This window comes from Hoeflea sp. TYP-13 (assembly GCF_040932035.1).
Classification (GTDB): domain Bacteria; phylum Pseudomonadota; class Alphaproteobacteria; order Rhizobiales; family Rhizobiaceae; genus Hoeflea_A.
The window spans coordinates 135852-160169 of sequence record NZ_JBFRBB010000002.1 but is presented as its reverse complement, the minus strand read 5'-3'; the positions used below and the strand labels follow the sequence as shown (position 1 = coordinate 160169).

Annotated in this window: 35 protein-coding genes; 11 read left to right on the top strand and 24 right to left on the bottom strand. The window is 58.6% G+C overall.

The features are described from left to right. Position 1: 1 nt before the first annotated feature. From ABVT35_RS11055 to ABVT35_RS10985, 15 genes are all read right to left on the bottom strand, one after another. Positions 2 to 394, bottom strand: a complete 393-nt coding sequence (locus ABVT35_RS11055; protein ID WP_368466475.1) for a hypothetical protein — start codon at positions 392 to 394, stop codon at positions 2 to 4. 15 nt (positions 395 to 409) lie between these two features. Further along, positions 410 to 853: a hypothetical protein gene (locus tag ABVT35_RS11050; RefSeq protein WP_368466474.1), complete on the bottom strand. Its 444-nt coding sequence runs from the start codon at positions 851 to 853 to the stop codon at positions 410 to 412. Beyond that, entirely contained in the window at positions 850 to 1182 is a 333-nt protein-coding gene (locus ABVT35_RS11045; protein ID WP_368466473.1) for a hypothetical protein, read from the bottom strand. The genes ABVT35_RS11050 and ABVT35_RS11045 overlap by 4 nt, the downstream gene beginning before the upstream one ends. Next, positions 1182 to 1334: a hypothetical protein gene (locus ABVT35_RS11040; RefSeq protein WP_368466472.1), complete on the bottom strand. Its 153-nt coding sequence runs from the start codon at positions 1332 to 1334 to the stop codon at positions 1182 to 1184. The genes ABVT35_RS11045 and ABVT35_RS11040 overlap by 1 nt, the downstream gene beginning before the upstream one ends. Before the next feature lie 25 nt (positions 1335 to 1359). Further along, the gene (locus ABVT35_RS11035) at positions 1360 to 1641 is read right to left on the bottom strand and encodes a hypothetical protein (RefSeq protein WP_368466471.1); all 282 of its coding nucleotides are present in this window, start codon (positions 1639 to 1641) and stop codon (positions 1360 to 1362) included. 98 nt (positions 1642 to 1739) lie between these two features. After that, positions 1740 to 2693 carry a Mu-like prophage major head subunit gpT family protein gene (locus ABVT35_RS11030; protein WP_368466470.1) on the bottom strand — a complete coding sequence of 318 codons (954 nt, stop codon included), beginning with the start codon at positions 2691 to 2693 and terminating at the stop codon, positions 1740 to 1742. Between the two features lie 65 nt (positions 2694 to 2758). Then, complete coding sequence (locus ABVT35_RS11025) at positions 2759 to 3664, bottom strand: hypothetical protein (RefSeq protein WP_368466469.1); 906 nt, start codon at positions 3662 to 3664, stop codon at positions 2759 to 2761. A gap of 56 nt (positions 3665 to 3720) precedes the next feature. Continuing rightward, positions 3721 to 5139: a S49 family peptidase gene (locus ABVT35_RS11020; protein ID WP_368466468.1), complete on the bottom strand. Its 1419-nt coding sequence runs from the start codon at positions 5137 to 5139 to the stop codon at positions 3721 to 3723. Beyond that, on the bottom strand, positions 5132 to 6715 hold the full coding sequence (locus ABVT35_RS11015; RefSeq protein ID WP_368466467.1) for a phage portal protein: 1584 nt from the start codon (positions 6713 to 6715) through the stop codon (positions 5132 to 5134). Before ABVT35_RS11015 ends, ABVT35_RS11020 begins: the two co-directional genes overlap by 8 nt. Further along, complete coding sequence (locus tag ABVT35_RS11010) at positions 6712 to 6936, bottom strand: DUF6148 family protein (protein ID WP_368466466.1); 225 nt, start codon at positions 6934 to 6936, stop codon at positions 6712 to 6714. Before ABVT35_RS11010 ends, ABVT35_RS11015 begins: the two co-directional genes overlap by 4 nt. A gap of 2 nt (positions 6937 to 6938) precedes the next feature. Continuing rightward, positions 6939 to 9038: a terminase gpA endonuclease subunit gene (locus tag ABVT35_RS11005; protein ID WP_368466465.1), complete on the bottom strand. Its 2100-nt coding sequence runs from the start codon at positions 9036 to 9038 to the stop codon at positions 6939 to 6941. Next, positions 9031 to 9684, bottom strand: a complete 654-nt coding sequence (locus tag ABVT35_RS11000; protein ID WP_368466464.1) for a terminase small subunit — start codon at positions 9682 to 9684, stop codon at positions 9031 to 9033. The genes ABVT35_RS11005 and ABVT35_RS11000 overlap by 8 nt, the downstream gene beginning before the upstream one ends. A 127-nt stretch (positions 9685 to 9811) precedes the next feature. Continuing rightward, complete coding sequence (locus ABVT35_RS10995) at positions 9812 to 10405, bottom strand: hypothetical protein (RefSeq protein WP_368466463.1); 594 nt, start codon at positions 10403 to 10405, stop codon at positions 9812 to 9814. A 182-nt stretch (positions 10406 to 10587) separates the two neighbouring features. After that, positions 10588 to 11241 (bottom strand): transcription termination/antitermination protein NusG, encoded by a 654-nt coding sequence (locus ABVT35_RS10990; protein ID WP_368466462.1) that lies wholly within the window; start codon positions 11239 to 11241, stop codon positions 10588 to 10590. Further along, positions 11222 to 12475, bottom strand: a complete 1254-nt coding sequence (locus ABVT35_RS10985) for a helix-turn-helix domain-containing protein (protein ID WP_368466461.1) — start codon at positions 12473 to 12475, stop codon at positions 11222 to 11224. Before ABVT35_RS10985 ends, ABVT35_RS10990 begins: the two co-directional genes overlap by 20 nt. Positions 12476 to 12567: 92 nt before the next feature. Here ABVT35_RS10985 and ABVT35_RS10980 point away from each other — a divergent pair, with 92 nt between their 5' ends. Further along, the gene (locus tag ABVT35_RS10980; RefSeq protein WP_368466460.1) at positions 12568 to 13635 is read left to right on the top strand and encodes a hypothetical protein; all 1068 of its coding nucleotides are present in this window, start codon (positions 12568 to 12570) and stop codon (positions 13633 to 13635) included. A gap of 101 nt (positions 13636 to 13736) precedes the next feature. Here ABVT35_RS10980 and ABVT35_RS10975 read toward each other — a convergent pair whose 3' ends face one another. The 4 genes from ABVT35_RS10975 to ABVT35_RS10960 are packed head-to-tail and all read right to left on the bottom strand — an operon-like array spanning position 13737 to position 15569. Continuing rightward, positions 13737 to 14414 carry an HNH endonuclease signature motif containing protein gene (locus tag ABVT35_RS10975; protein WP_368466459.1) on the bottom strand — a complete coding sequence of 226 codons (678 nt, stop codon included), beginning with the start codon at positions 14412 to 14414 and terminating at the stop codon, positions 13737 to 13739. Further along, positions 14378 to 14755 carry a hypothetical protein gene (locus ABVT35_RS10970; RefSeq protein WP_368466458.1) on the bottom strand — a complete coding sequence of 126 codons (378 nt, stop codon included), beginning with the start codon at positions 14753 to 14755 and terminating at the stop codon, positions 14378 to 14380. Before ABVT35_RS10970 ends, ABVT35_RS10975 begins: the two co-directional genes overlap by 37 nt. Further along, positions 14752 to 15081, bottom strand: coding sequence for a hypothetical protein (locus ABVT35_RS10965; protein ID WP_368466457.1), 330 nt, complete (start codon positions 15079 to 15081; stop codon positions 14752 to 14754). The genes ABVT35_RS10970 and ABVT35_RS10965 overlap by 4 nt, the downstream gene beginning before the upstream one ends. After that, entirely contained in the window at positions 15078 to 15569 is a 492-nt protein-coding gene (locus tag ABVT35_RS10960) for a hypothetical protein (protein WP_368466456.1), read from the bottom strand. Before ABVT35_RS10960 ends, ABVT35_RS10965 begins: the two co-directional genes overlap by 4 nt. Before the next feature lie 98 nt (positions 15570 to 15667). On the opposite strand from ABVT35_RS10960, the gene ABVT35_RS10955 reads away from it, so the two are divergent. After that, a complete protein-coding gene (locus ABVT35_RS10955) occupies positions 15668 to 16840 on the top strand; it encodes a hypothetical protein (RefSeq protein ID WP_368466455.1) in 1173 nt (390 codons plus the stop codon). 8 nt (positions 16841 to 16848) lie between these two features. On the opposite strand, the gene ABVT35_RS10950 is transcribed toward ABVT35_RS10955, so the two are convergent. The 4 genes from ABVT35_RS10950 to ABVT35_RS10935 all read right to left on the bottom strand — a co-directional run bounded on the left by ABVT35_RS10950 (position 16849) and on the right by ABVT35_RS10935 (position 19451). After that, positions 16849 to 17976: an SAM-dependent methyltransferase gene (locus tag ABVT35_RS10950; RefSeq protein ID WP_368466454.1), complete on the bottom strand. Its 1128-nt coding sequence runs from the start codon at positions 17974 to 17976 to the stop codon at positions 16849 to 16851. Next, positions 17963 to 18538: a hypothetical protein gene (locus tag ABVT35_RS10945; protein WP_368466453.1), complete on the bottom strand. Its 576-nt coding sequence runs from the start codon at positions 18536 to 18538 to the stop codon at positions 17963 to 17965. Before ABVT35_RS10945 ends, ABVT35_RS10950 begins: the two co-directional genes overlap by 14 nt. Beyond that, positions 18535 to 19002 carry a phage regulatory CII family protein gene (locus tag ABVT35_RS10940; RefSeq protein ID WP_368466452.1) on the bottom strand — a complete coding sequence of 156 codons (468 nt, stop codon included), beginning with the start codon at positions 19000 to 19002 and terminating at the stop codon, positions 18535 to 18537. The genes ABVT35_RS10945 and ABVT35_RS10940 overlap by 4 nt, the downstream gene beginning before the upstream one ends. A 209-nt stretch (positions 19003 to 19211) precedes the next feature. Next, entirely contained in the window at positions 19212 to 19451 is a 240-nt protein-coding gene (locus ABVT35_RS10935) for a helix-turn-helix domain-containing protein (protein WP_368466451.1), read from the bottom strand. Positions 19452 to 19545: 94 nt separating this feature from the next. On the opposite strand from ABVT35_RS10935, the gene ABVT35_RS10930 reads away from it, so the two are divergent. Further along, the gene (locus tag ABVT35_RS10930; protein ID WP_368466450.1) at positions 19546 to 20178 is read left to right on the top strand and encodes an XRE family transcriptional regulator; all 633 of its coding nucleotides are present in this window, start codon (positions 19546 to 19548) and stop codon (positions 20176 to 20178) included. Between the two features lie 24 nt (positions 20179 to 20202). Beyond that, entirely contained in the window at positions 20203 to 21198 is a 996-nt protein-coding gene (locus ABVT35_RS10925) for a DUF2806 domain-containing protein (protein WP_368466449.1), read from the top strand. Between the two features lie 63 nt (positions 21199 to 21261). Here the strand turns inward: ABVT35_RS10925 and ABVT35_RS10920 are convergent, their stop codons facing one another. After that, on the bottom strand, positions 21262 to 21960 hold the full coding sequence (locus ABVT35_RS10920; RefSeq protein ID WP_368466448.1) for a type VI secretion system-associated protein TagO: 699 nt from the start codon (positions 21958 to 21960) through the stop codon (positions 21262 to 21264). A 105-nt stretch (positions 21961 to 22065) separates the two neighbouring features. Between ABVT35_RS10920 and ABVT35_RS10915 the strand changes: the two genes are divergently transcribed. From ABVT35_RS10915 to ABVT35_RS10885, 7 genes are all read left to right on the top strand, one after another. Next, entirely contained in the window at positions 22066 to 22287 is a 222-nt protein-coding gene (locus ABVT35_RS10915) for a hypothetical protein (protein ID WP_368466447.1), read from the top strand. A gap of 92 nt (positions 22288 to 22379) precedes the next feature. Then, entirely contained in the window at positions 22380 to 22571 is a 192-nt protein-coding gene (locus ABVT35_RS10910; RefSeq protein WP_368466446.1) for a hypothetical protein, read from the top strand. Next, on the top strand, positions 22568 to 22723 hold the full coding sequence (locus ABVT35_RS10905; protein ID WP_368466445.1) for a hypothetical protein: 156 nt from the start codon (positions 22568 to 22570) through the stop codon (positions 22721 to 22723). The genes ABVT35_RS10910 and ABVT35_RS10905 overlap by 4 nt, the downstream gene beginning before the upstream one ends. Then, positions 22720 to 22929, top strand: coding sequence for a hypothetical protein (locus ABVT35_RS10900; protein WP_368466443.1), 210 nt, complete (start codon positions 22720 to 22722; stop codon positions 22927 to 22929). Before ABVT35_RS10905 ends, ABVT35_RS10900 begins: the two co-directional genes overlap by 4 nt. Continuing rightward, the gene (locus ABVT35_RS10895) at positions 22926 to 23138 is read left to right on the top strand and encodes a hypothetical protein (protein ID WP_368466442.1); all 213 of its coding nucleotides are present in this window, start codon (positions 22926 to 22928) and stop codon (positions 23136 to 23138) included. Before ABVT35_RS10900 ends, ABVT35_RS10895 begins: the two co-directional genes overlap by 4 nt. Continuing rightward, the gene (locus ABVT35_RS10890; RefSeq protein ID WP_368466441.1) at positions 23135 to 23776 is read left to right on the top strand and encodes a hypothetical protein; all 642 of its coding nucleotides are present in this window, start codon (positions 23135 to 23137) and stop codon (positions 23774 to 23776) included. Before ABVT35_RS10895 ends, ABVT35_RS10890 begins: the two co-directional genes overlap by 4 nt. Positions 23777 to 23933: 157 nt before the next feature. Beyond that, complete coding sequence (locus tag ABVT35_RS10885; protein ID WP_368466440.1) at positions 23934 to 24317, top strand: helix-turn-helix domain-containing protein; 384 nt, start codon at positions 23934 to 23936, stop codon at positions 24315 to 24317. Position 24318: the final 1 nt, after the last annotated feature.

The following is a 24318-nucleotide window of genomic DNA, read 5'->3' as shown; positions in this document are numbered from 1 at the left end:
GTTACGCCACCGTCGCGGTCGCCAGGGCGCCATTGCCCTGCAGTGAGATCGAGAACGAATTCGTGCCGTCCATCGCCGATTCCCACTGGATATCAGTCACGGACGCCGTACCGGATTTGTATGTTTTACCGCTGCCGTCGGTGTCGGTGTAGAACTCGATCGACACCGAAGCACCGATGGCGAGCGCCGACTGGCCATTCGTATCGGCGGGGTCGTACCAGCCCTCGACCTGGGCGCTCCATCCCGGAATTCCGGTCAAATGCGTCTGGGCCGTATCGCCCTGCGACGTGGTATCGGCAGCCGCGGCACTTTCCGACAGCGTCCATTTTGTGGTTTCGGCAACGGTGTTGGCGCCGAGCTTTACCTTGCCGTTTTTTCCGTGTGATACGCCCATGGTTCAATTCTCCTGTCAGGCTGGGTTTTCGGGATCGCTCGCAAGTGTTCTTGCGATAGCGATGAATTCCGTGCGGCGGATCAGCATCGGTTTGTTGCCATTGCCGTCCGTCTCGGTATTGGAGCGGTGAAGAACAATCGCGTGTGTCAGGCCGGCGATCGTCGCATCGGCCTCGATCGCAGTTTCGATCTTCACCTGGTCGGCATAGGCGCTCGCCTCGATCGTGTCGGCATCACCGACATATCGGAGCGCAACGGTGATGGCGATGTCGCGCCGGTAGTAAGGACCGTGACCGTCGATCGCGACATCCTCATCGCTGGCAAAGACGATGCCGCTCGCCGCCGTGTCCTTTTCCGCCGGCCAGAACCGCCGCTGCGAAACGTCGGTGCCGGCATTGGTCGACGCGCCCTTGACGGCAGCGACGACCGCATCGGCGATCTGCTCGATAATGTGCGTCATGTGGTTTCGTGAAGCCTCAACTCGGTCATGCCGGTGCCGTCCGGTTTCGGCTCAACGATTGTGAAGGCCCTGGCCGTTTCGAGTATGGTAGCCGCCATCGTCGCGCCGATCAGCGACACCGACGGCAGCAGCGAAGACTGAACGAGCAGTGTCGGTTCAGCACTCGACACACCTTCCGAGCCATCGCCGTCGGCAAGCAACGAATAACCTTCATCGAATATGCCCGGAATCGTGACGGGACTGGCACCGCTCGCCGTGATCGTGGCCGAAACCCCGTGCTCGTCGACATCGAGAAAGGCAGCGCGATCGGCCTCACTTTCGACTGGCATCAGCCCTTGTCCGACGTTTTCGTGCTTTTGGCTGACTTGGCTGGCGACGGCTCGGCTTCACCACGCATCACCATTTTATGCGCGTTCGCCGCCTCGATGTCCTTGCCGATTTCAAGGACCTTGCCACCGGCCTTGGTCTTAATCTTTTTCACGGCTCTTTTCCTCGCTGTCGTTGTTTCACTTCTTTGTGGAGCGACTGCGATCCTGCTTCCGCTTCCGGACAACGCGTTTGGCGCCCGTCTCGATCTTTGGCACCAACGTTTTTGGAACGGTGCCGGCAACGCCGATCACTTCACCAGCCTTGAATTCCAGCGGTTTTTGCGCCTCGAAAACCCCCGTCTTTTCGTCAACAGTGCGCAGAACATGCGTGCGGGGGGCTGACTGTTCCTTCGAAAGCTTGACGATTGTGCCGGCGCCGATCTGCGCGCCGCGAGGGTCAGTGACTGTATAGATATTCATGGTCTTTCCTTTCCGGCGGTGATGACCGAAGAACACAAAAACGTGCGCTTCGAACATCACCGCCCCAATAACGGGGCGGTGTTTTATTCAGCTGAAGGTCAGACCAGGGTGACCAGGCAGGCTCGCTGCCAGTAGCCGTAGCCGGCGCCGCGCCAGTTATCGATGCCGAACTGCCAGGCATCATTGTCAAACTCATACTCCGAACCCTCGGCTTTAGCCTTCATCTCCGTTTCCTGTTCCGTCTGCCGAATGAAGCCTTTGATCGGGCTGTCGGTGCGGAAGATCGCAAAGGTGTCCGTCCAGGTCAGGCGCGCATTCATCTGCACATTGACTGTGAGTCCGGCAACGATGTTCGGATTGAGGTTCGGCGCCAGGTTTGCGGTTGTCAGATTCGACACGGCGGCAACCGCGGTGAGGTACAATCCGATCGGAACCTTGACCAGAAACTCCCTGGCGTTTTCGTTCATTGGCTCGCCCTCGTTATCCTTGAAACTCAGGATCTGGGCGATACCCTTGAGGATTGCTTGCTGCATTTCCTCGACGCTTGGCGCAGCCACCGTTCCGTGTAACGTAGCCGGCAGGGCCGAGATATCGACATCGATCTTGTTCGACTGCGTACCGCTCTTGCCTTCCACATGATCGGTGTCGAAATAGTACTGGCCGTCATAGCAAAGGCTCGATGCACCATTCAGGAGAAGCGCGGACAAGAGACTTGCCCAATGGGTCTGCGCCCGATCGGTGAAGTCATCCATACGCGCGCGCAGCTGACCGGTCTTGTCACGCCGGGCATCTTTCTTTTGGACTTCGATCGTCGCTTCGTAATGCTTGTTGAAGATCGTCAGACCTTCACCAGTAAACCCTTTTGCCTGGCGACCACCGATCCACTCACGCATGGCCGGCGACTGGCCGAGGAAAACATAGGTTTCCGACGCCTGGTCGGATCCGAACGAATTGGATATGCCGTCCATCCAGGACATGCCGAGGTCCTGTTCGAGCCTCGCAAAATACATGCCCATGATCGCACGGCTTGAGAGAAGCTGTACATCAGTCATCTTGGTTCCTTTCGGGGATGTTGTGTTAAGTCACGCCCGAAACGCGGGCATGCGTTTTCTCGTGATCAGGCTTCGCGGGCCCAGGTGCCGCGCAGACCGGTCACGACATAACCGTCGGCATCGCCGAGCATCAGCGAGACAAAATCACCGCGGCGTTGTGTGGCCTTTGTGCAGATCAGATCCTTGTCGTTGGCACCGGTGATGTCAGGGCCCAGGATCATGTCGGCAGCCGCCGGCGAGATCGTGAGCGCCGTTGTGCCGAACGCACCGACAGCCAGGATCGTTGCACCGCCGAAGCCATCGGCGATCGCCGGCAGGGTCAACGCATCGCCGTCTCCGGCGTCCGTCACGCAAAACAGCTTGCCGGAATCCTCTGCATCAAAGGTCTTGATGCCGGTCAGGGTTTCGCGAACAGTGTAGTGCGCCCACGGATCCTGATAGTTCAGCGCATCGAACGCTACGACTGCGACACCGGCTGAAACAAACCGATGAACAAATCCGATAAACGCACCGGCCGCCGGATTGAGTGTAAATGTGTTGTCGTCCGACGCATAAACTGGCTGACCGACATCGGTAATAACCACCCCGGTTACGGACAGTTCCACCTTGCCGGATTCGTAAACCCGGACATTGATCGCCGCCGCGGCGCCTGTCGAGTTGTCTGCTTTCTGCACAGCGAAACCGCCAAACCGATCACTTGAAGTCAGGGGCTGCGCATGACCGGACGCATCGACGAGGCCTGTAGCGGCACCCTCATAAATGATGTCAGAAGCGACCACCGGGTATTCGTTCCGGCTACCACCTTCATAGGCGCGCTGTTTGTTTGCAGCGAGTGTCGCCATCGCGAATCCGACACCGTCATAAAGTGTCGGATCAATGGTTGCATAGAGATGGTCGGGCGCAGTGACGGCCGCGACGAGTGCCAACATGGCGACCGCCATCGCGGCCGCGCAAAGTGCGAGCTTGTTCATGATATTCATCCTTGTTGGGATTGATGGAAAACCGCCCTCAACGGGCGGATTAATGCTTAGGCCGCGGTACTCTTTTTGAAGATTTTCACCTGCCCTTTGGACTCGGCATTACGGAAAGCGACATAATCGTCGCTTGTAACGAATTCCGCCTTAAGCTTGTCGCTCGCACCCCATTCGGCCTTCCAGCCTTCCGGGTCGTTCGCCTTGCTCGGCTTGGTACTCGACACGCTGGACGTGACGCCTTCAGCCGCCTTGTCCATTTTCTCGAGAACCGATTCCGGCGTTTTGTCGCAGGCCTCGGAAACCAGTTCGCCGGCATCGATCGCCGCGAGAATCTTCGACGATGCCTCGGCAACGGATGTCCCGTCGGCGATCATTTCGGAAATGATCTTTTCGCGGCCGGGTTTCGACAGCGCCATGATGCCGGAGACGCGGTCGCGTTCGGCTTTCTGCGCCGATTCCGAAGCGTCTTTTTCGAGGGTTGCAACAAGGTCGCCATGATCGGCCCGAAGGCTTTCCACGGTGACCGGCTGGGCTGGTACCGCTTTCGGCGCCGTTCCGGTGTTTTCGTCTGCCATGATTGTCTCCTGGCCGATCTGCGCGGTGGCGGACGCCGCGCCGGTGGGTGATGCCGCGCGGTCCGCCAGGTCCGCGAGGGTTTCTTCAAAGCTGGCGATACGATCGATAAGACCGCGATCGAATGCCTCCCGGGCGGTGAAAACCAGGCCCTGGCCGTAGTCGGCGAGCAGTGTGTCTCGATCGATACCGCGCGATTCCGCGAGCCCCTTGAGAAAGAGCTCTGCGCCGTTGTCTGCGATGGCCTGCAGTTCGGCGCGGCCCTCGTCGCTCTCCGGATCAAGATGTTTGTTCGGCGACTGCTCTGCGATCACCTCGACCACTCGCGCGCCCATCTTCGTAAAGATGCCCTCGATATCCATGTACCGGATAAGGCACCCGACCGAACCAACCAGCGATGTGGGTGCTGCGACAGTCTCAGATGCGCTTGCGGCAAGCCAGTACGCGGCCGACGCGCCGATGCCGCCGATATGTGCAAACACCGGCTTGATCGCTGCGGTCGCCGCAATCTCAGCAGAAGCCGCTTCGACATTGGCCACCATGCCGCCGGGCGAATCCACGTCGAGCAGGACGGCATCGATCGTATCGTCGGCTGCCGCCATGCGCAGATCCCGGATGATTTCATCGTACGACCAGTACGAATAGTTGAAGCGGGCCATCAAAGGCCCCATAACCGGCACCACAGCAATAGATCCGACCTTGGTCATGAAGGTGCCGTTGCCGTAGCGCGAGCCGCGGCGCGACGCCTCGACCGGCTTGGCATTGGCTCCGCGAAGCGTATCGACGGCAAACAGGCTTTCGCGGATCCCCGCCTTGTCGATCGCCCAGAGGTGACGGCTGGCGCCGTGACCGGAGATAGGCCGCACGAATTGCGAAATCAGCTGCGCGATATCAAGCATCTTCGAGATCCTCTTTCAGGTCTTCCGCTGCCGGCGGTTCATCTGTGGTTTCGGATTCCGTTGCCGTTTGTCCGATATCCTTCATCCGCTCATTTTCGCGGGCTGCCTGATCGGCCTTGACATCGAATTCGCCGCCGGTGCGCTCGGTCATGACTTGCTGGCGCGTCTTGAACAGGTTCTTGACGTCGCGTTCATCAGCCTTGGAGTCTTTGTCCGGATCCAGCGTTATGCGCACCGGTCCGGTCCACTCGGCCCGCAACCAGGCATCGCGTATAACGGGATCGTCAAAGAAGCCGTCCGCCTCGAGGCGTCCCGTCAGGATTGCTTCCTCGATCACCCAGGCGCGGAGTTCCTGGCAGAAATCGTCGGCGAACCGTTCCCGGCGTTTGCGGAACGTGTGATAGGCCATTTCAAGTGCGGCACGGCTCGCCGAATAGGACGACGTAAAATGTTTGACGAGCAACTCGAAAGGCAGTTCCAACGCGACGCCGACAAGCCGCAGAAAGGCCTTGGCGAATGTGTCGAAGTTTTTATTGGGCCGATTCGGATCCGCGAATTTAATATCCTCGTCGTGATTGAGGCCGACGATCGCTCCGGAACCGAGTTCAAGCTTTTCTTCATCGGAACCGACCGAAGATTCCTCGGACGCGCCAAGTGGCCCGGCGTCGTCTCCTGCCGCGCTAGTTACGAACACGGTGAACATTGCCGTAATCACTGCGGCGCGGACCTCGGCGTCCTGATAGTCGCCAAACGATTTCAGCGCCTCGATCACCGGCGCGAAATAGGGAACGCCACGGGACTGATCGGGCCGGTCGAACGATGCTAAATGAATGACGATCCTGCGCCCGTCATTGTATCGCATCGGGATACGCCGCCATTCGGTGGGGCGGCGGTATAAATCGCCCGGGTGCCGGTTTGCGACATGGATGGCGACCGGAACACCATCTTTGTCGAATTCAACGCCACCCGCCAGCGTGTCGGTGTCCGCCCGATAATGCGGGTTGCATACCCGGTCCGCCTCGATCACCTGCACCTTGGTTCCGTAGATCTGGCCCGGGCGCTTGCGGTACCGGCGAATGCCGAATACATCGCCGGATTCCAGCTCCGACCCGAACATCATTGCCTGCAGCGGACCGAAATTCATGCGCCCGGCAAAGTCGATGGATTTGCACGCCAGCTCGAATTCCCGATCGGCCTGTTTATTCCATGCCCGGGCCGCGTCTTCGGAGATTTCCAGCGCGTCATAGTCACAGGCGGATTTTGCCTTGAGCCCGCTACCGATCACATGTGTCTTATTCGTCGCGATCGCACCGGTGGCAACCGGCACGTTGCGCGCCAGGTCGCGTGACCTCGAACGCAAAGTCGGTAGATCCGGCAACGTATCCGCGTCGGCAGATCCGCCATCCGGATTGTGATTGTGGGTTGCCTTTCGGCCACGTTTTCCGCCGGCATAGCCGCCCCTCAATGCCTGCAGCTGCGTTCTGGCGCGGAGCCTGCCGACCATGGCCTGCGGGTTGAAAATCCCGACAACTCGGTCGACCAGGTTCGGCGGTGCGACATTGAACCTGCGACTCATCGCGCTACACCGTAACGGACGCGCCGGCGGCCGCTATTCGCCGTGTCAAGCTTTGTCACCCAGCCCTGCCAGTAGTCGATCTGTTCGCGGATCTCGCCGGCGTCTGCCCGGGTCATCGAGCGGCCGTTGATCGAATAGGATTGATTGGATGCAACGGCCGTCGAGGCTGCGAGCCAAACCGCGAGCTGCGCCTGCGCATCTGCGAGCGTAATGCCTGCCAAAGTCAGATTCCTTTCGAAATAACACGCCGGCGGCGCCGTGTGGATTTGACCGGTGCCTCAACCGGATCCGGTTGATCGTCACCGACGATCTGGACCGAATAATTGTTTTCCTTGACCGGTGCCGCCCATTGGGGCGGGCGCTGCCAGTCGATCTTTTCGGCGCCGAGGATGATCGCCAGACCCTTGCCATAGACGGCCAGATCCAGTGCCTCGTTGCGGCTTCCAGCCTTGATCCGCTCCCAGCCTTTTTCAGTGCGGTGCTCAGCGCAGAACTCCCCAAACACGGAATCGGGCAGCGCATCCGGCAAACGGTATGTTCCCGGTCCGTCATCCTTGCGGGTAAGCGCAAGCGCGATCTCGTCCTTCAACATGTCGGTCCGGATCCGAACCAGCTTGTACGGTGCCCGGCCCTTGATTTTCTGACCGTTGCGTTTTTCCGGCTCGGTATAAAACGCCCTGTCGCCCTGCAGACCTGACTGGTTGTTGGCGAGAAAGACGCGGTGCCCCTGCCCTTTTCTTTTGGACTTGCGCAGGAACTTGTAGGCATTCGCGGTCACACCAGGTGCACCGCGCAGGTCGACGATCATGCCGCGCGGTAACAGACTGAAGCCGCTCTCGGCCACCGGATAACTACGATCGAGCAGATCGAACAAGACGTCCCAATCCTCGACGTAACGGCCCGGGTCGATCGACCGCTTGCCGTCCGCATTCGGAGCGCTCTCCGGCGGCGTGATCAATTCGAAACGGTCAATCAGCTGACGCGCCAGGCCCTCACAAAACGCATCCGCCTGGACAACGAACCGGTTGCCCTGCACGTCGACCGAAAACAGGATGAACCGCGTTCCCGCCGGCGCTATCTCCAGCGGTGACCGAACGGACAGAGCTTTCAAGGCGTCCACGGACAGGCTTTCGCCAATGGTTCGCACCGCTGGCTTGTAAGCACGGCCCTGGTCGAGCGTGACCGTGGCCTTGAGGGTGGTCTCATCGCCGGTCCGCTCGAAATCTTGTTTGGCGGTTTCGTACCGGAGAACAAGATCGCGCCAGTTCTGCATTGCCGCGACCGGACCTTCGCAGCGGTACGAAACGATATCGGATTCGCGAATGGCGGTGTCGTCTTTCGGTACCGCGGATTGACCGTTGGCCGTCTCGTGCAGCCATTCACCCTTTGCATTGAGTTCGGCTTTGCGATCTGGCGCAATGCAGCAACCGTTCGGACAGACCATCTCGACCGTAGCGGCCCGGTCCGACGGCGAGCCCTTGGCCTCATACACGAGCCGCTCAACAAGAGGCGTGAACGGATCGCCGCATGACGGACAGATCCAGTAGAAGCATGCCCGGGTGCCGTTGTTGTACTCGGCGAGAATACCGGTACACGGCGGCGCCTCGTGGATCCCCTCCGGCTCCCAATCATCGTCATCCGTAATCGGACGGCCCGGCGAACTTTCCGCAATCGCCATGCCCAGAGATCCGGCCTGCTGCGTTCGCTTCATCGCGAGCGAAAAGGCGTTGCCCTCGCCTTCGATATCGTCGGACTTGTAGCGGTCGAAGTCGCACAGCAGAACCGTGCGGTATTCGTTCTGGGAGAAATACCCCATCACCGGCCAGCCGATGAACAGGTTCATCCCGCCGGTGAAGGCCTTTTCGTAGAGATTGTCGCCGCCCCGTCCGGAGAATTGTCGCGACGAAAGCTCCTCGTTTTCCCGGATCATCGGGCGCAGCTTGCGGGTCGAGAACTGCTTAGCGCTGTCCTGTGTCTGGCAGACGACAAGCATATCCTGCGGCTGACATGCTATGGCATGCCCGATCGTATTGAGAACCAGGCTTTCCGACTTGACCGTTCGGGACGGTCCGACAAAGACAAGGCCGCGATATTTGCGCGACGTGACCATGCCCGCCGGCTCGGTCATGTAGGGCGCGAAATCGTTCCGCCACTTGCCGGAGTAACCGGGAAAGTTGACTCGCCGGCGTTTGGCCCAGGTCGGAACGTCGATCCGCTCGGCGGGCCGGAGCGTCGGCAGGGCCTCGGCGACAACCGCATCCGGCGAGACGAATGGCGGCGGCGGCATGGGTGGCAGGAAGCGGTTGAGATCTGTGCTAAGCATCGAACATGTCCCGCTTCAGATACTCCTCGCCGCGCTCAGGCCGCAGATCCCAGAAGTCGCGGATCCGCCGTTCCATTTCCTTGAGTAGCTCGTCGCAAACCTCGACGAACGCGCCGACAGCTTTCGGCGATATCGCCTCGATCCGCTCGACCCGGTCCGGCGCGGCGTCCAGCGTGTCGCGAAAGATCGCGAACATCTGCTCGAGCAGCTCGCGCACGTCGTCGCGTTTCATCAGGCTGTTGCGCGCGGCCTGGAACAGTTCCTGCTCACGTTGGGCAGCCATGATCTCGCGTTTTTCTTTCGGTCCGAGCGCATCGAGGGACTCGCCCGACGCGCCGCCGATCAGCTCGAGGCGAAGCGCCTGGATTGCCTTCTTGGCCTCCGCGCTGCGCTGTTCCTCGGCTGCGTTGGACGCCTGGCGCCAGGCCCAGCAATGCGACAGCTGCAGCTCATAGGCCTTGCCATTGCCGCCTTCCTGCGCGACCGGCATGCCGCTGGCGATCCATTGCGTGATCGTGTTGATCGACACGCCCATGGCCGCGGCGAGATCCTCGCGGTTCAGCACCACGTCATCAACCGATTTCGGCAGGGGATGTTGTTTGACCAGCGCGCGGATCTGCGCACGGGTCAGTGACTTCAGGTCCATGATTTCCTGCTAAGTGACTAGAACAACAACAACAATGGCATCGCCAAGCTGCTGTCAGAATAAAAAACCGTGAAAAACTGCGCGCGCGAAGTACCCGCGGGCGGTCGAAGTGTCAGAAGGACCCGCGCTATCGTGCGGTCTTCACGGCATGTGCGAGGGACCGGGCGAACCTTGCCGGGAAGGCACGGCTTGCAACCTTCGCCATCTCGCGATGAAAGCCGAGCCGGGGCCGGTAGGTTGTCTGGTCCTCGTACCGGATCAAGAGCTTCAGCCGCCCGCTTTTCATCCGCTGCCAGATGCCCCCCACACCCCTCACCTTGCCGGAGAAGGTGTTGGGCTTTGCCAGCGCAGCCTTGACGGCGCCGCGCGGCATGTTGCCGTATTTGTTGCGACGCTGGCGGACAGGGATCAAGAACGCACGGCCCTTCGGCTTGGTCGTGCCGCCCTTTTCCTGCACCCGGAGATAACCGGCCTGGATATCCTTGATGAACACCGTGGCGACCAGCCGCCGCTTGCTGGCGCTACGAGTGGCCACACCCCGTTGCGTGAAAGGCGTCGGCTTATCCAGCCGTTTGCGGATCAGCCGTTCGGCCGCAGGCTTGCAGTCACGCCGTGCCGTATCGGTCAGCGCCTTGGCCGTGGCGAACGGCACCTGACGCCTGACCTTCTGGTCAACGTACCGCGTCCATTCCGCGATGTTGCTTTCGAAGCTGAGTTCCATTGGGTATCTGGATAATCGGCACGAGCCGCCCTTCGTGGGGATCGGCTTGCCGTGGCGCCACCGTCCCCTTGGTATCCCGTCTCGTGCTCGGCGCGAAGGCTATCGCCTCACTCGTCAGCGGTCCAACGCCACTGCCCTCAAACGCTGCATCAAAGTTCCACAGGAAACCACGGGCAGATTCGCTATCCAATCTTTTCGATTTCGTCAAGACGGCGAGTCATGGTCGCAGATCCGCCGAACAGTGCTACCCGCAACCGGACATGCCGGGTGCCGCGAAATCCATCGATCACACCGGTGACAAACTCCCGCGCATCGATGTGGAGCGCTACCAAATCGCCCTCGGTGATCCTGTTGCCCATGGCGTCGCGCGGATCATCATCGAATATGTTTCGCTCCACCAACATCTTGAAGGCTTTGATTATTTCGTCGGCAACGGGTGTCGGTCTGTCACCGGTCGATATCAGACCAAGGGCGGATTTGATGAACTGGAATGCACCGAATGCATGGTTGTCAGGAACGATCCGGACGAACACATAGCCGGGGCAAACAGGCACCGATTTCTTGTACGGTTTACGCTTCTTGAAGCCCTTGCACTCGATCGTGCGCATCGGCAGCCATGCACAAATTTTTTCCCCGATCAGAGCGTCGATGACGTCCTGCTCAGTGTTTTTTCGAACCTCAAGCACATACCAGCGCCGCTGTCCCACCGCTGATTCGCTGGCAGCGGCCAGCATGGTTTCAGCGAGATCATTGGCGCGTTTCACCCGGTCGGCCTCGGCCTGGGCGGCTTCGGGGTCATGGAATTTGTCGACATCCTCACGCCGCACGGTCATCATCGCTGCTTTCCTCGTTGCCGCTGATCGCCGCCCCCATATCGTCAAGGGCGGCCCTGAAATCCTCAATTGCCGCTACGACGAATGCGGCCAGGTCGTCGTATGCGTCCGGCTCGACCGGTACCGGCAGCCACGCACCGCCGCTGTGTCGCTCCGCCCAGGGCCAGCCTTGCTGGTGATGGTAGTCCCGCCAGGCGTTCCAAAGCTCGCTACCGGCCTTGACGCTGCCGAACCGTTCGGAAAGCCGCTCCAGTTCCAGCGAAACGCTGGTTCCGTGCCCGCTTTCATCGGCGCGGATCATATCCACGGCATCCGGCCATCCATACTTGGCCTGATGGTTGAGGCGGGCCCATTCTCCGGCCTTGCCCTCGTCGGCGATCTGCTTGCGCAGAAAGTCGGTTTTAGGTTCCGGCAATTGTGCCATCGCCACGGTGAGTACGATTTCATAGAAACGGGCGTTCCATAACCGTTCACCGCGACGGACCGATTTCGTTGTCGGTGGCGGCGGTTCCGGCAATACCTCGACCTGATCGAACAGCCGGTCCTTGGCGTAGGTCGAAAGCGCATGCGTGTGCCGGCGCGGCGTGCTGTGCCACTGGTCCAGCCAGGCCTGCTGCTTCGCATCGGCATCGACGAGATCAGCATCGGAAAGTTTCTTCAACTCGGCAATGGCGGTTTCCGTGCTGCCTGTTCCTTTCGGCCAGCGTTCCACCATCCGGGTAATCAGCTTGCCGCGCTGGCTGGCTGTCAGTTTCGGTTCGTCAGTTGCGGAAGCCTCAAGTTCCAAATTTTCCAAATCCGAATTTTCCGCGCCCGCGCGCTCTCTCTCGGTTACTGGTTCTCTTACTGGTTCCCTTACAGGGTTAGTGTCCTGATTCGAGACATGGCTTTCGCCGTTTTTGACACATGGCTCGGCCCCGTTTTGGGACATGGAGCCATGTCCTGATTTGGGACATGGAAAATCCGGTTCGAACGGAAAGCGGTAGCGCGTCGAAATCCGCTTGTTGGTGCGCCTGTCATGGCGTTTTTCGCGGACGATTAGGCCAGCACCTTCAAGCGCTTCAAGGTTTCTGTTCACCGCCGACCGCGACATTTCGCAATCGGCGGCGAGCGTTTCCTGCGATGGAAAACAGCCATTGTCGGGGTGATACCGATCGCACAGGTGCCAAAGCACCACTTTCGCCGCCGGTTTCAGCCCGCGCTGCAAGATGGCCCAATTGGTCGCCGCGTGGCTCATGCCGGCGACCTCCGGGACCGAATTGATAAATACTGCAGGTTGTGGCTATTCTTGCCTAACTGCAGGCTCACTCCAATTCCGGGAGTTGGTGGATGGCTTCGAGTAACGACAACTATTCGGTGACGCTGGACACACTGAAAACACTCTTGCCATTGATCGTGGCCGCAACCCTCATGCTGACCATATGCGGCGGTGCGTGGGTTCTCGGTGGCGACGGTATAGATACCGCGGAAGACCGTTCCGCTTTCATTCGCAATATGGGACTTGCACTTGTCGGCGTTATTGGCCTTCCCCTCGCAATCTGGCGCAGTATGATAGCTCAGCAGCAGGCAAATGCTTCCGAAAACCAGGTCATAATTTCCCGCCAACAGATCGCGGCTTTGGAAAAGAACAACCTCTATCAGCAGTTGGCAAAAGGTGCTGAGTTGCTTGCGGAAGAAGAGTCGGGAAAACGCGAGGCCGGTGTTGCAACGCTTGAGGCAATCGGCAACTCCGAAGATGCCCAATTCTCGCAGCAGGCCATGGATCTCTTGGCCATATTTATTCAGCGCGAATACAGACACGGACACGATCCAAAAACAGGATTGTGCCAAGCGGCTATCACAGCTCTCAATCGATGTGGGTGGTCCGGCATTATGAGCACCAAGGAACTCGTCTTTTCGCCTGAAATAGAACACGCAGATGAGCAATACAGGCGATCTATTCATTGGGATTTGATCACGGCCGCGAAATCCGTTCGGTATTTTGACGGCACATTCAAGTTCGAGGTAATCCAATCGGCAGGCCAGACTAAAATTCGCTTCTTCCACTCCCGTTTTGTCCGTTGCACTTTGGTATCGGTGCTGGAGTTCAGCGGATGCGAATTTGATAGGTGCAGTATCAGCGAGGTCAGTAGTGAAACGCTCAAAGACAATTTTTTCGAAAGTTGCGATTTCAGCGGCTGTCGTCTGTACGGCTTTTTGCCGTCCGTAGCAGGTCCTAAATTGCCACCGATGCAGTACCACGATCCCCTGGGTCGCGACAGATTGACTGACTGCTACTACAATCGCCACTCGCCGCCTGACGAGGAAATCTTGCGCGTTTTTGGCGATGTCTTGGCTGAACTTGACCTTGAGGCATACAACGATCGCATTGACACAGATCTGAAAACAGCTTTCTGACATTACCTCGCCCCTCCCCGCTTTCGACAGCGAAAACCGAAGACAATCCGGCTCATTTCGGCCTCGGTCAAAACGAGCAGTCCGGTAATGTCCAGCGTGGCTCATCCCGTCTCCTTATGGCCGCGTCGTCCTTCTTCACGGGCGCGGTGTTCCAGTTTCGCAGTTGCCAGGATCACCGGTTTAAGCTCGGCCGGGGCCTCGTCGTAGCCCTGCGTCCACCGGCCAGCGAGACGCGGCAGCAAGGCGCGCGGTATGCATATCCAGTTCGAAGGGTCGGTGTTAGTCTTGTCGCCGTCTACACTTTTGAGGCAATGGCCAGCCGGTACGGGACCGTTTTCCTTTTCCCACAGCCAACGGTGCTTTTGAACATAGCGCCGCCCAAATCCCGTGTGCGGGTTCGTTTCCTCGACGCTGATTTCAACGTAACCATCCCTGGTAATGCGCTCGTGGCCGGCGAACTTGGTGTTGTGAGGCATCCCGCCCTTCTTGAATTGCGTACGGGCCCTGTTTGCGTTGTAGGGCATTTTCTTGCCCTTGTTGGCCGGCACGCCCCCCTTGACGAACTGCCCGGTCCTGCCCGTGAGCCAGCCCTTGCGCTTGCAAAGCGCCTTATAATTGTTAAGCGACACGTCCGTGCGATCGAACTTTTCGCGGAACGCCGCATATGCCTGACGGCGAGGCAAGGTGGACGTTTGCTCGATAAATTCCAGCTCGTCATCGGTGTATTGAATCCAGCGGCCTTTCATTTGTTCGCGGCCTCTTTTTGTTGGTGCTTCCATTCGTCACGCTCTTCCTCCTGCTCGCGTTCTTGCCGCCGGGCGTCGGCTTCCGCCTGTTCGCGTTCTTCGGCAGTCAATGGCCGTTCGACTTTTTTATGCTCGATCACACGGCCCGCTACGGTTTCGGGGATCATGCCGGAAACGCCGCGCCCGTGCCGGGCGACAAGCTCGGCTGCCTTGAACTGCAACGATGCCGTTTCGATGATCTGGTCGGACACACCGACGATGGCCTTGGCCCGTCCAACTTCCTGCTCGATCTGTTCGCCGGTCAGGTCCTCGTCGGACAAACGCTCCAGTTGGGCGAACAGATGATTGTTGAGGTCTGAAAGTTTGTTTTTCATGACTGACACCCTTTCGATTGTCGTGTGTTTTCAACCTGTTTCACCGGGGTAAACGTGAAACATCCGGCCCGTGAGATATGGTCGGGCGGAACGTAGAAGTCGCGGATGTCGCGTTCCATCCAGTCGCATATCGCGATCACCTTTTGCGGCTCGATATGCGTTCCGCCCATGGCCCGCGACAGGTCGGTGACCGTCACCCCGATTTCGGGCACGACGGCGCGCAGGCCGCGGCTGTCCTTGGCCCGGTGATCACGAACGGCTTTTGCGAAAGCACGCCAGGCAAAGCCGGCGCGGCTCGGATTTTCGGAATTCTGCAAACCGGTCATGATTTCATTCCTTTGGAATTTGCGCTCACGGCCGTAACGCCGCTGTCGCGGCTGGCCTGCGCGGACGCGGGCGAAAAGTCGCCCGGCTGCCGGTCGGCAGCGTTTGATTGATGCAAATCCAAAGGCCGCGACTGCGGCCCGGCTGACTTTTCAGCCGCCCCGTCCGGAGCCAGCGCCGCAGGTGCGCACGGCGTGAGGACAGAACACTGTTGCCCGTTCGAAAGAAGCCGGATTCCGTGGTCCGGCGGCGCGCAGTTCAGCGCTGCCCAGAGCCGTTCGCGCGCCGCCGCCTGGCGCAGCCGGCCATGCAATGCCGAGTCCAGTTGTCTTTCGGTGATGTCCGCGTTTTTCCTGAGTTCGATCAGATAGTTGCGGCGGCACGTTGAACAGGTTTCGAGCACCTTGCCGTGCCGGCAATGCAGTCCGCCGAGTCGGATTTGCAGGAAGCCGGCCAGTACCAGGGGCGAGAAATCGGGGCGTGGCTTCATGAGATAGCCCCTTCAACCGGATAATGAATTGGCAGTTGCCACCGTTTGCCGGTATTGTTTCGCGCACAACTGGTAGTAGAGGGGATAGATTGAAGGCAATGCGTGATGTGTTGGCGGGATTTGGCGGCGTATCGTTGGCGGTCTTTGTTGCGTGGCTCGTGTCCGACGGCATCCCTATAGAAATTGGGACAAGCGTAGCGATCAGTTTCGTTGCAATGGTAGTTGTTGTTATCGCATTTCAAAACCGGCAACGCGCTGTCGCAGGCCGAGAAATTCCAGTTCCGGCGATAATCATCACGACCGTAGCCACCGGAATAGTAACACTCGGGTTGGTTTATTTTTTTTGGACCGAAAGACCGCTGTCCGGCACAGATTTCTGGCGTAGCCTTTCCTATTTTGTGATCTTTTACGTAGCTATTGTTACCTTCGTCACGACTATATGGCGCGGCACGATTGCTGTTCGCCAGGCGCGAACTGCTCAGCACAATTTGCTGGCCCTTCAATCGAACAATCTTGCGGCACAATTGCAAAGAGGAGCAGAACTTGTTGCTGACGAAGATCCAGCCAAAGCTGAAGCAGGTGTTGTCACACTTGAAGCCCTCGCTGTTTCGGCGGACGAGCGGTTTTCCACTCCAGCGGCAAATCTGCTGGCTGGTTTTATAGGCCAGAGATTCCGCCACAATCACCTGAAAGAAACAGGTTTGTTTGATTCCGCCAGATTGGCATTGGCTGCGTGTGCAAGAAACGAAGTCTATGCTGCGCGGGAGTTGTATTTTGAATGCGAAGAGAACGAAATCACCGTTGCACCGGAAGACGAGCCCGGCTGGAAACTGATAACCGGAGTTGGTTTTGTAAGTTACTCGGGCGCCGAAATTCGGGGCGAAAGCTTCCGTGACACCGGGTGGACTCTGTTCAGATTTAGCAACGTAAAATTCATTGGCACCGATATCGAAGCCAATAAAACCGATTTTGAAGAATGGACCTTTAGCACCTGCTACATCGCACATTGCAAAGTTCAGATCACTAATCAGCACCTGCTTTATTACAACCGCTTTAACCGGTGCGACTTCTCCGGATGCAAATATCGAGACAGAATCATGGATATTCGGCAACTCCGCGATGGGCTGAACCCGCCGGATGTAAAGGAGTGTTATTTTCTGGAATCCAATCCCCCTGACGCCATGATTTTGGACATCATCGGAGACAAACTCGAGTCCATTAGCGAGGCTGCATACGAATTGACAAGTTTTGCAATGCGGCAATCGGATTAACCCATTGATCATCCCGCCCCCTCCGGTTCCAGCACCGGCAGATCCGCTTGAACCTGCCAGTCGATCCGGTTGGTCACCGTCATGTCGCCGTATGGCATTTCGTCAGAAAAAATCGCCCGTTCCCAAACCAGCCAGGCCGTATTCATCTGCGAGGTGGATCGCGGGCCGTCCCAGCCGTCGCGGTGCATCATCGGCAGGCGGCGGGAGAACGCCCATATCCGCGCCGGCTTCCATTCGTCGAGCCAGAAATTTCGGTCTTCATCCTCAAAGCCGCAATAGGCGTTCCAGTTGAGCAGCATCGCCATCTTGCGCGGCCGGTGGGCGCGCAGCGCATGGGCGATGAAGGCGTTCATGGCCTCGCCATAGGGCGGGTTGGTGACGATGTCGCGCGCCTCGCCGGCGGTCGATTTGAGGAAATCGGCAACGTCCTGGACAACCCCGTCGCTTGTCGCCGTGCCGTAATCGATCTTGTCGGCGATATCGACGGCATAGCCGGCATCCTCGAGCACCCGCAGGATCGCCCCGCGGCCCACCGCCGGTTCCAGCACGTGGGCAGTGAACCGCTCGACGGTCAAAAGCGCATGCGTCGCCTCCGGCGGCGTTTCATAGAGATTGTTGCCGCGCTCCTCTTTGCTCGCCGTGCGCGTGCCGATCGAGTGGCGAAGGCTGGCTTTTGTCGGCTCCAGACCCTGCTCCAATCGAACGGCAATCGCGCGCTCGACAATGCCCGGCGCACCGCGCTCGGCATCGCGCAGCTTGCGCGCCTCAAAAATTTCCTTTCGGGAAAGCCCCGCTTCGGATGCGGTAAAAACGTTCCCGTCGGGAACGTTTCGCCGTGGCCCCCCTTTGGAGGCCTCCCCCGCTGTCTGGGCCGCGTCGTATTCGTCGGCGATGCGGATCTTGGCGCGACTCTCGATCAGCAGCGCATCGCCTTGCAGCTGATGCGCCTTGCGGATCAGCCCTTCGCCGGCGGCGAACCGCTGCGCCACCTTCGCCTGGTCGTAAGCCGCCGCGGCCAGCATTTTCGCCGCCAATACATCGCCATCGGTCAGACACGCCCGCGCCCGCTCGATGACGGCGGCAAGGTCGGAAGCGTCGGAGACAACGGCGGGGGTCTGGATCTCAGCTTCGCTCACCATTACCCCCGTTCATGCAAGCGGGCGACCGCCCGCCGGGCGACTTTTCGCCCGCCCCGCCCGGAGCCAGCGCCGAAGGCGCGTGCGGCGTGAGGGCAGAAGACCCTCTTGAAGACGCATGAACATGGTGGCCGCAATAAATTCCCGATTTGCCTTCCGCCCCGGGCCGCGCGACGGCGCCGCCGCAGCAGACCAGGTCCCGGCCCGCTCCACCGATCGGAAAGCGGCAGCGCAGATCGCCATCGATATCGGTAAAGCGGATCGGATCGGGAGAAAGGATCTCATTGGCGCCGGGATCCGGCAGCGGGCGAACAGCATGGTCGCGGATCGCGCCCTGCGGCGGACCCGGAATATAAAAATCGCCGTCCCGGCCGTCCGGGGCTTTGCGCGGATCCGCCGATAGCAGTGCGCGCCGCGCCTTCGATCCGGTTTCGCGCGCCCGCAGGCGGTTGAATTCGCCGGCGACAACACCCTTTGTCACGCCAAGCGCGTCGGCGATCCGCTGATAACTCCAGCGGCGGACGGTATAGAGATGAACCATGCGGTCGGTCAGCGGTTTCATCGCCCGCCCCCCGGCAGCTTGTCCTGCATGGTGCGAAGGTGCGAGATCACCAGTTCGATGATGGCGTGCGCGACGGGCGCTTCTGCGTTGTCAATCTCGCCATCCGCCAGGAACTGGCTGAATTTCTGCGCGAGATCGCCGCTGACGCCGACGAACCGCAACAGATCGGACATGTCGAGGCTGCATTCTTCGGTTGCCTCCTGGCGAACCAGCCGGTAGCCGAGCTCGCGCGCCATCGCGTCGATGATCACCGGTGAGCCGATCAGGCTGTCGATCACCAGCAGCAGATGCGCCGGCAGGATTTCCCGTTCGTTTGGATTCTGGCACTTCGAAAGATGCGACTGGCTAAGTTCCAGGTCGATGGAGAGCCCCACCGCCCCGCCATAGAGCCGGGTCGCGCGGCGCAGAGCCGTTTTGATCACGCGGGCGGCTTCTTCCTTGCTAAGGCCACGTCCGGTTGACATGCCGCATCACCCCCCGCCCAAGATTTATTGAAATATTTTCGCAGACTTCACCGCCCCGCTTTGTCAGTCTGGCGGGCATGGAGAGGGAAAAGAGCAAAGCCGAAGGCGCAGCGGGCGACCGCCCGCCGCCCGACTTTTCGGGCGCTCCCGCGAAGGCCAGCGGCGAAGCCGCGTGCGGCCGTGAGCGCGTTTCATGGCGTGAGGACAATCTAGACATGGGCGGGTTCTCCCCGCCCGTTGGCTTTCAGCCATTCCAGCCGCGTTTCGTGCATGTCCTGGGCGGTGACCGCGCCATCGGTCAGTTCGACGATGGCTTCAACAAACAGCGCATCGGTGCGGTGCATGCCGTCTTCGTATCGCTGATAAGTGCGAGCGCCATTGCAACCAAGTGCGGCAGCGCAGTCAGCAAGTGTCAGTTTTTGCGTGAGTCGCCATTCTTTCAATCGCATGCGTCATATATGACGTTTTCCGTCATTTTTTGTCAAGCCAAGCATGACGTTTTCCGTCATTCAGGGATTTGACGGAAATCGCTATAAGTCACCGATGACTGAACAACTGAAAAAAATCAGAAAATCCCGAGGGTTATCGCAATCCGATGTCGCCAATGCCCTTGGCATAGACGTCGCAAACTACAATCGCCTGGAGAATCAGAAGGTCGAATTGACCTTGTCCCGCATGAACCAATTGGCGGATTTGCTTCACTGCGAACCGGGCGATTTTATCACCGGCATAAGCAAAACGCGCATGATCCATGTCCGCGCCCATGTCGAAGCCGGCGTGTATTCTGAAAGCTATGAATGGGAAGAAGGCAGCTGGTACGATGTAGCGGTTCCAGATGATCCCCAATACCGGAACTACAATCTCTACGGCGCTGAAACCCGCGGACCATCAATGAACAAGCGCTATCCGGAAGGCACTGTTGTGGTCTTTACGGACACAATTGAAACGGAGCAGGATATTGAGGTCGGCAAACGCTACATCGTCGAGCGTGAGCGCGCCGACGGCCTGCGCGAGGCGACGATCAAGACGCTCATCCAGGACGAGGCCGGCAATCTCTGGCTGATGCCCGAATCAACGGATCCGCGCCACCAGCAGCCGATCGAGATCGGCGGTGCCAACGGCGATACGGTAAGGATCGTCGGGAGAGTCGTTTATTCGGTGCAGCGGGAAGATTAAACCAGGGATAAATCGGATCTTAAGATGGTTGAAATCAAAGACCTTACAGGATTGAGTCAGCCATTGACTCGACTGATAGAAGTCACATCTGAAGGCATTGGCGCTTGGGTCAAACCATACATCAGTAAGCGAATCGCTGACGCTGATGCTTACAAAATTCAAAAGCTCTCAAAGGCAATTGCAGACAACTCACAATCCGCAAAAATAGAGTATGACAAGGATGGAATAGTAATTTCCAAATTTGGTGATTCGCCGGGCCAAGTACCCTCACATAAGACATTGGATGATCGGGCCAAACTGAGCACCGCACACATCGAAAGCCGACGCCAGGCTAATCACGAGCGAGTTATAGCAGCTGCAGCAGCAGAACTGGAAGACGAATCTGACGTCCCGGATGAAAAACCAGATGCGGATTGGACGTATCGGTTCTTTGAATACGCGGCTTCTGCTAACTCCGAGGAAATACAGAAACTATGGGGTAAAGTACTAGCCGGTGAAATCAAGCGACCCAAATCTTATTCCCTGCGAACGTTGGAAACGCTCAGATCCATCTCAACCGAAGATGCAGAGGCTCTAGAATATATCTCGAGTTACGTTGTTCATACCGAACAAGAGAGTTTCATTGTCAATCCAAACGACTGGGCGACCGAAACACATCAAATACCATTTCTTTTGATGAAACAACTCAATGACGCTGGATTGCTGAACCTCAACAAACTATCCCTCTCAATTCAGTTTCCCGACAATAAAACCGAACCGATTATCTTTAAAGCTGGCCACAGGGTGCTTATCGTTTTCTCGAATTCTTCCATTACAGAGCTAAATCTCGGTATATACGCTCTTACAAAAACAGGTTCTGAATTGCTCAGTCTGACTGCCCGTCGACATAGGGAAGAAGCTCTTCAACTACTTGGTAAATCACTTGAAGCAAAGGGATTAATTTTTGAACTCGGTACGGTGGTGGAAGAAGGGCTCGACAGCGGATTTAGATATATTCCTGACTCAAAAATTGGTACTTAAATTTGGGCACGTACTACAGCCATCTCAATCAAAAGCAATCAACCACACAACTGCTGACAGAATCTACCATCCACATGCCTTCCTTAGCGGCTTGATGGCTTCATCCAATCCGCGGATGTCAAATGACGTTTCCAGTGATGATTCGTTAAAAGGAACAATCCGGACGGTAAATCGATTGGCGTTAAACAGGGTTTTTATGAACGGAATCGCTCTGCGCCCTTTCCAAAGGCCAAGAAACGTATTGTCCGTCGATTCGGCAAATTCATTTGCCTTTGCAGGTTGTTTATCGATCCTGTAGCGAACGATGCCATAGTCGCCGATATCTGCAAGAAAATGATCACCAAGACCAATCATCAAAGCGGTCGTATTCTCGTGGCATCGGATCGTCAAACGTGCATATTGTTGCCCGCTTCCAAATTTTTTTGGGATCGAGGTTATCGAATAGAGATCCAGAAACACGCCAATGCTGTCATCCATGCTCGAGCGTTGCTTTGATAGTTTCCAGCCAATCGGCGGCTCTGCCACTGCCTGTACAGATGTCGTCTCCGTTTTATTTGCAAGTGGCGCTTTCGAACTTTTGGACTTGAAAAGGCCATCGTAACAAGTCAATCGCGACCCAGCATCGTCCAGCTTGGCGCAACGTTTTGCCGCCATTTCCATTTGGCTCTGAGAAACAGCGAAATCTGACAGTGCAAATAGAAGAATACAAGCTGAGACCGCGACCCGCATCACTTCCAACCCTCTGATTGAAGTCGCCAACATTCTACAATCACTGCGAAATTTCCAACATGACGCAATTCGTCAATTTCTCAATTGACAACGATTGACGTTTTTCGTCATATTATTCTCATCCGCAACGGAGAGGATATGATGAATACCGTCAGAATTACCCGCGCCAGGCGCGACCACACCCTTCCCCGCACCATGTCCGAAATCATGCTCGAGCTTTACAGCTCCAAGGGAGATGCGACCGAGCGCGACCTGCTGCGCGAGGGCTTCAAGGCGGAAGAAATCGCCGAGCACGGCGGGAAGGCCCGCCGCCTGGCCGAAAAATCATTCGTCAAGCACATCGACGGCAAAGCCGCCTGAGGTCCCCCCAGGGCGGCGCTTCGGTCTGCAGCCGCCCGACCCGGCCCGCCGTCACCTCCCCGGCGGGCCGGCCAGATACGAGGAAAACAGCCATGCTGACACCTGAAATCCGCCGCTGCATCGAAGGCGCCGCCCTTGCCGGCGTGCTGGCCGATACCGCCCGCAAGCGCGGCGACCTGGCCGAGGCCAAGGAACAGGACGCCGCGTTCGACGCCTGGGCCGACAGGCTCGGCGACGAAACGCTCGGGCTGATCCGCAAACGCAAGGCGGAGCTAGCCAAATGAGCGCGCCGGTTCATCAACACGACTGGCACGCCATCGCCATATCGTCTGTGCTCCTCGCCGCCATCATGACGATCGGCTTCTTCGCGGTGCTTGGCCTGGTCGACGGCTGGCCGCGGCTCGAGGTCCTGCTCTACGGGGCGAAGCCGGTATGAGCGGGTTAAACAAAACCAAGTTGCCGCAGATCGGTTATGTCGCGGACAATATGACACTGCGCGATGAATTTGCCCTGACAGCCCTGGATCCGATCCTTTCGCATGTGCTCGAGCAAGGCGGCATTGGCGATTGCACCGAAGCGGTCGCCACTGCCAGCTACAAGATCGCCGACGCGATGCTCGCCGCCAGGAAGAAAAATCCATGAGCGCCGCGAGCGCCCGCATATCCAGAGAAGCGCTGCAGCAGGCGGCAGTCGCCGCTCGGCTTATAGATCTGAAAATCAGCGCCTGGCTTTGTTGGGTTGTTTATCCGCCGCAATACCTCGGCGAAATGCCCGACTACGAATCGGATATCCGCGAGCACCTGATCGAGCTCACGGCACAGATCGAAGCGGCGGTGAGGCCGGCCAGATGACAGCCGCCCACCGCCAGCAACAGCGGGAAACCCTCGCCAGCCCCCAACTCCACGAACACCTGATGACACAGAGTCCACGCCGGCAACGGCAACAGCGGCTCGCCGGCATCCGGGCACGCTATGAGGCGGCGGCGGAAATCTCGTTTGTCTACAGTGGCGGGCCGACCCTTGAATTTACCGACCCGGCCACCGGGCAGAGGGAAATCATGGCGACGTTCGCCGCCGATGTCCCGCCCGACCAGGTCGAGCAGCTGGCGCGGTACCGCGACGACCTGGGCGACATGCTCAATCTGTTCGCAGAAGCTTGCGCCGAGATCCGTCGTTTGAAAGGTAACGCGACCGACCGGTCGCCGCCGGACTTTTCCGCCGCGCCCGCGCAGGCCAGGCGCGACAGCGCCGGTGCGGCCGTGAGCGAAAAGCCCAAAGACTATGCCGCGCAAGCCGCAATGATGTGCGACCGCCCGGCATACCGGCGGTTCCTCGAAGAACACCACGGCCTGGCCGAGGGCGCGGATCCCGATGCCGTCAGAGAAGCACAGCGGAAGGCGGTGAAGATCCGGTCCAAGGCGGACCTCAACGCCGCTGGCCGCTGGCTTAAGCATCTGACCGAATTTGAACTGTGGCAGCGCGACCTATGAGAAAACCGCGCTGCAAAACCTGCGAGGGCGCCGGCAGGATCTGGCACTGCCCATTCTGGCCGAGGTGCGAATGCCCGGCGGTGCCGATGAAGGAATGTCCAGGCGAAACGAAGCCCTGCCCGGACTGCGACACTGGGGCGGAACAGGAGCGGAATTGATGACAAAGAAGAAACTGGACCATCTGGTTCGCCCTGGCGGACTAACGGACGCGGACCACGAACGCATTCATGAGCTCGCCGAGCGCGGCTGGGCGAGTACACGCATTGCCCGCGAGATCGAAAAGCATCCGTCCACGGTGCTTTGGTTTATGTATCGAAGCGGGCTAAGGGCGCCAAAGGACAAGGGCCTGAAACCCTATTGCCGAGGCGGCAAAATGGTCTACCACTACCCGCCGGAAGAAGACGAGTTCATCACCGCGCTGCGCATCGCCAACGCCAGCCTGATTGAAATCGCACGGAAATGCACCGAGCGTTTCGGCTGGCCGCGCTCGCCCCATTCGGTTCAAAACCGCCTCACCATGCTTGCGGCCCGGGAGGTATGAC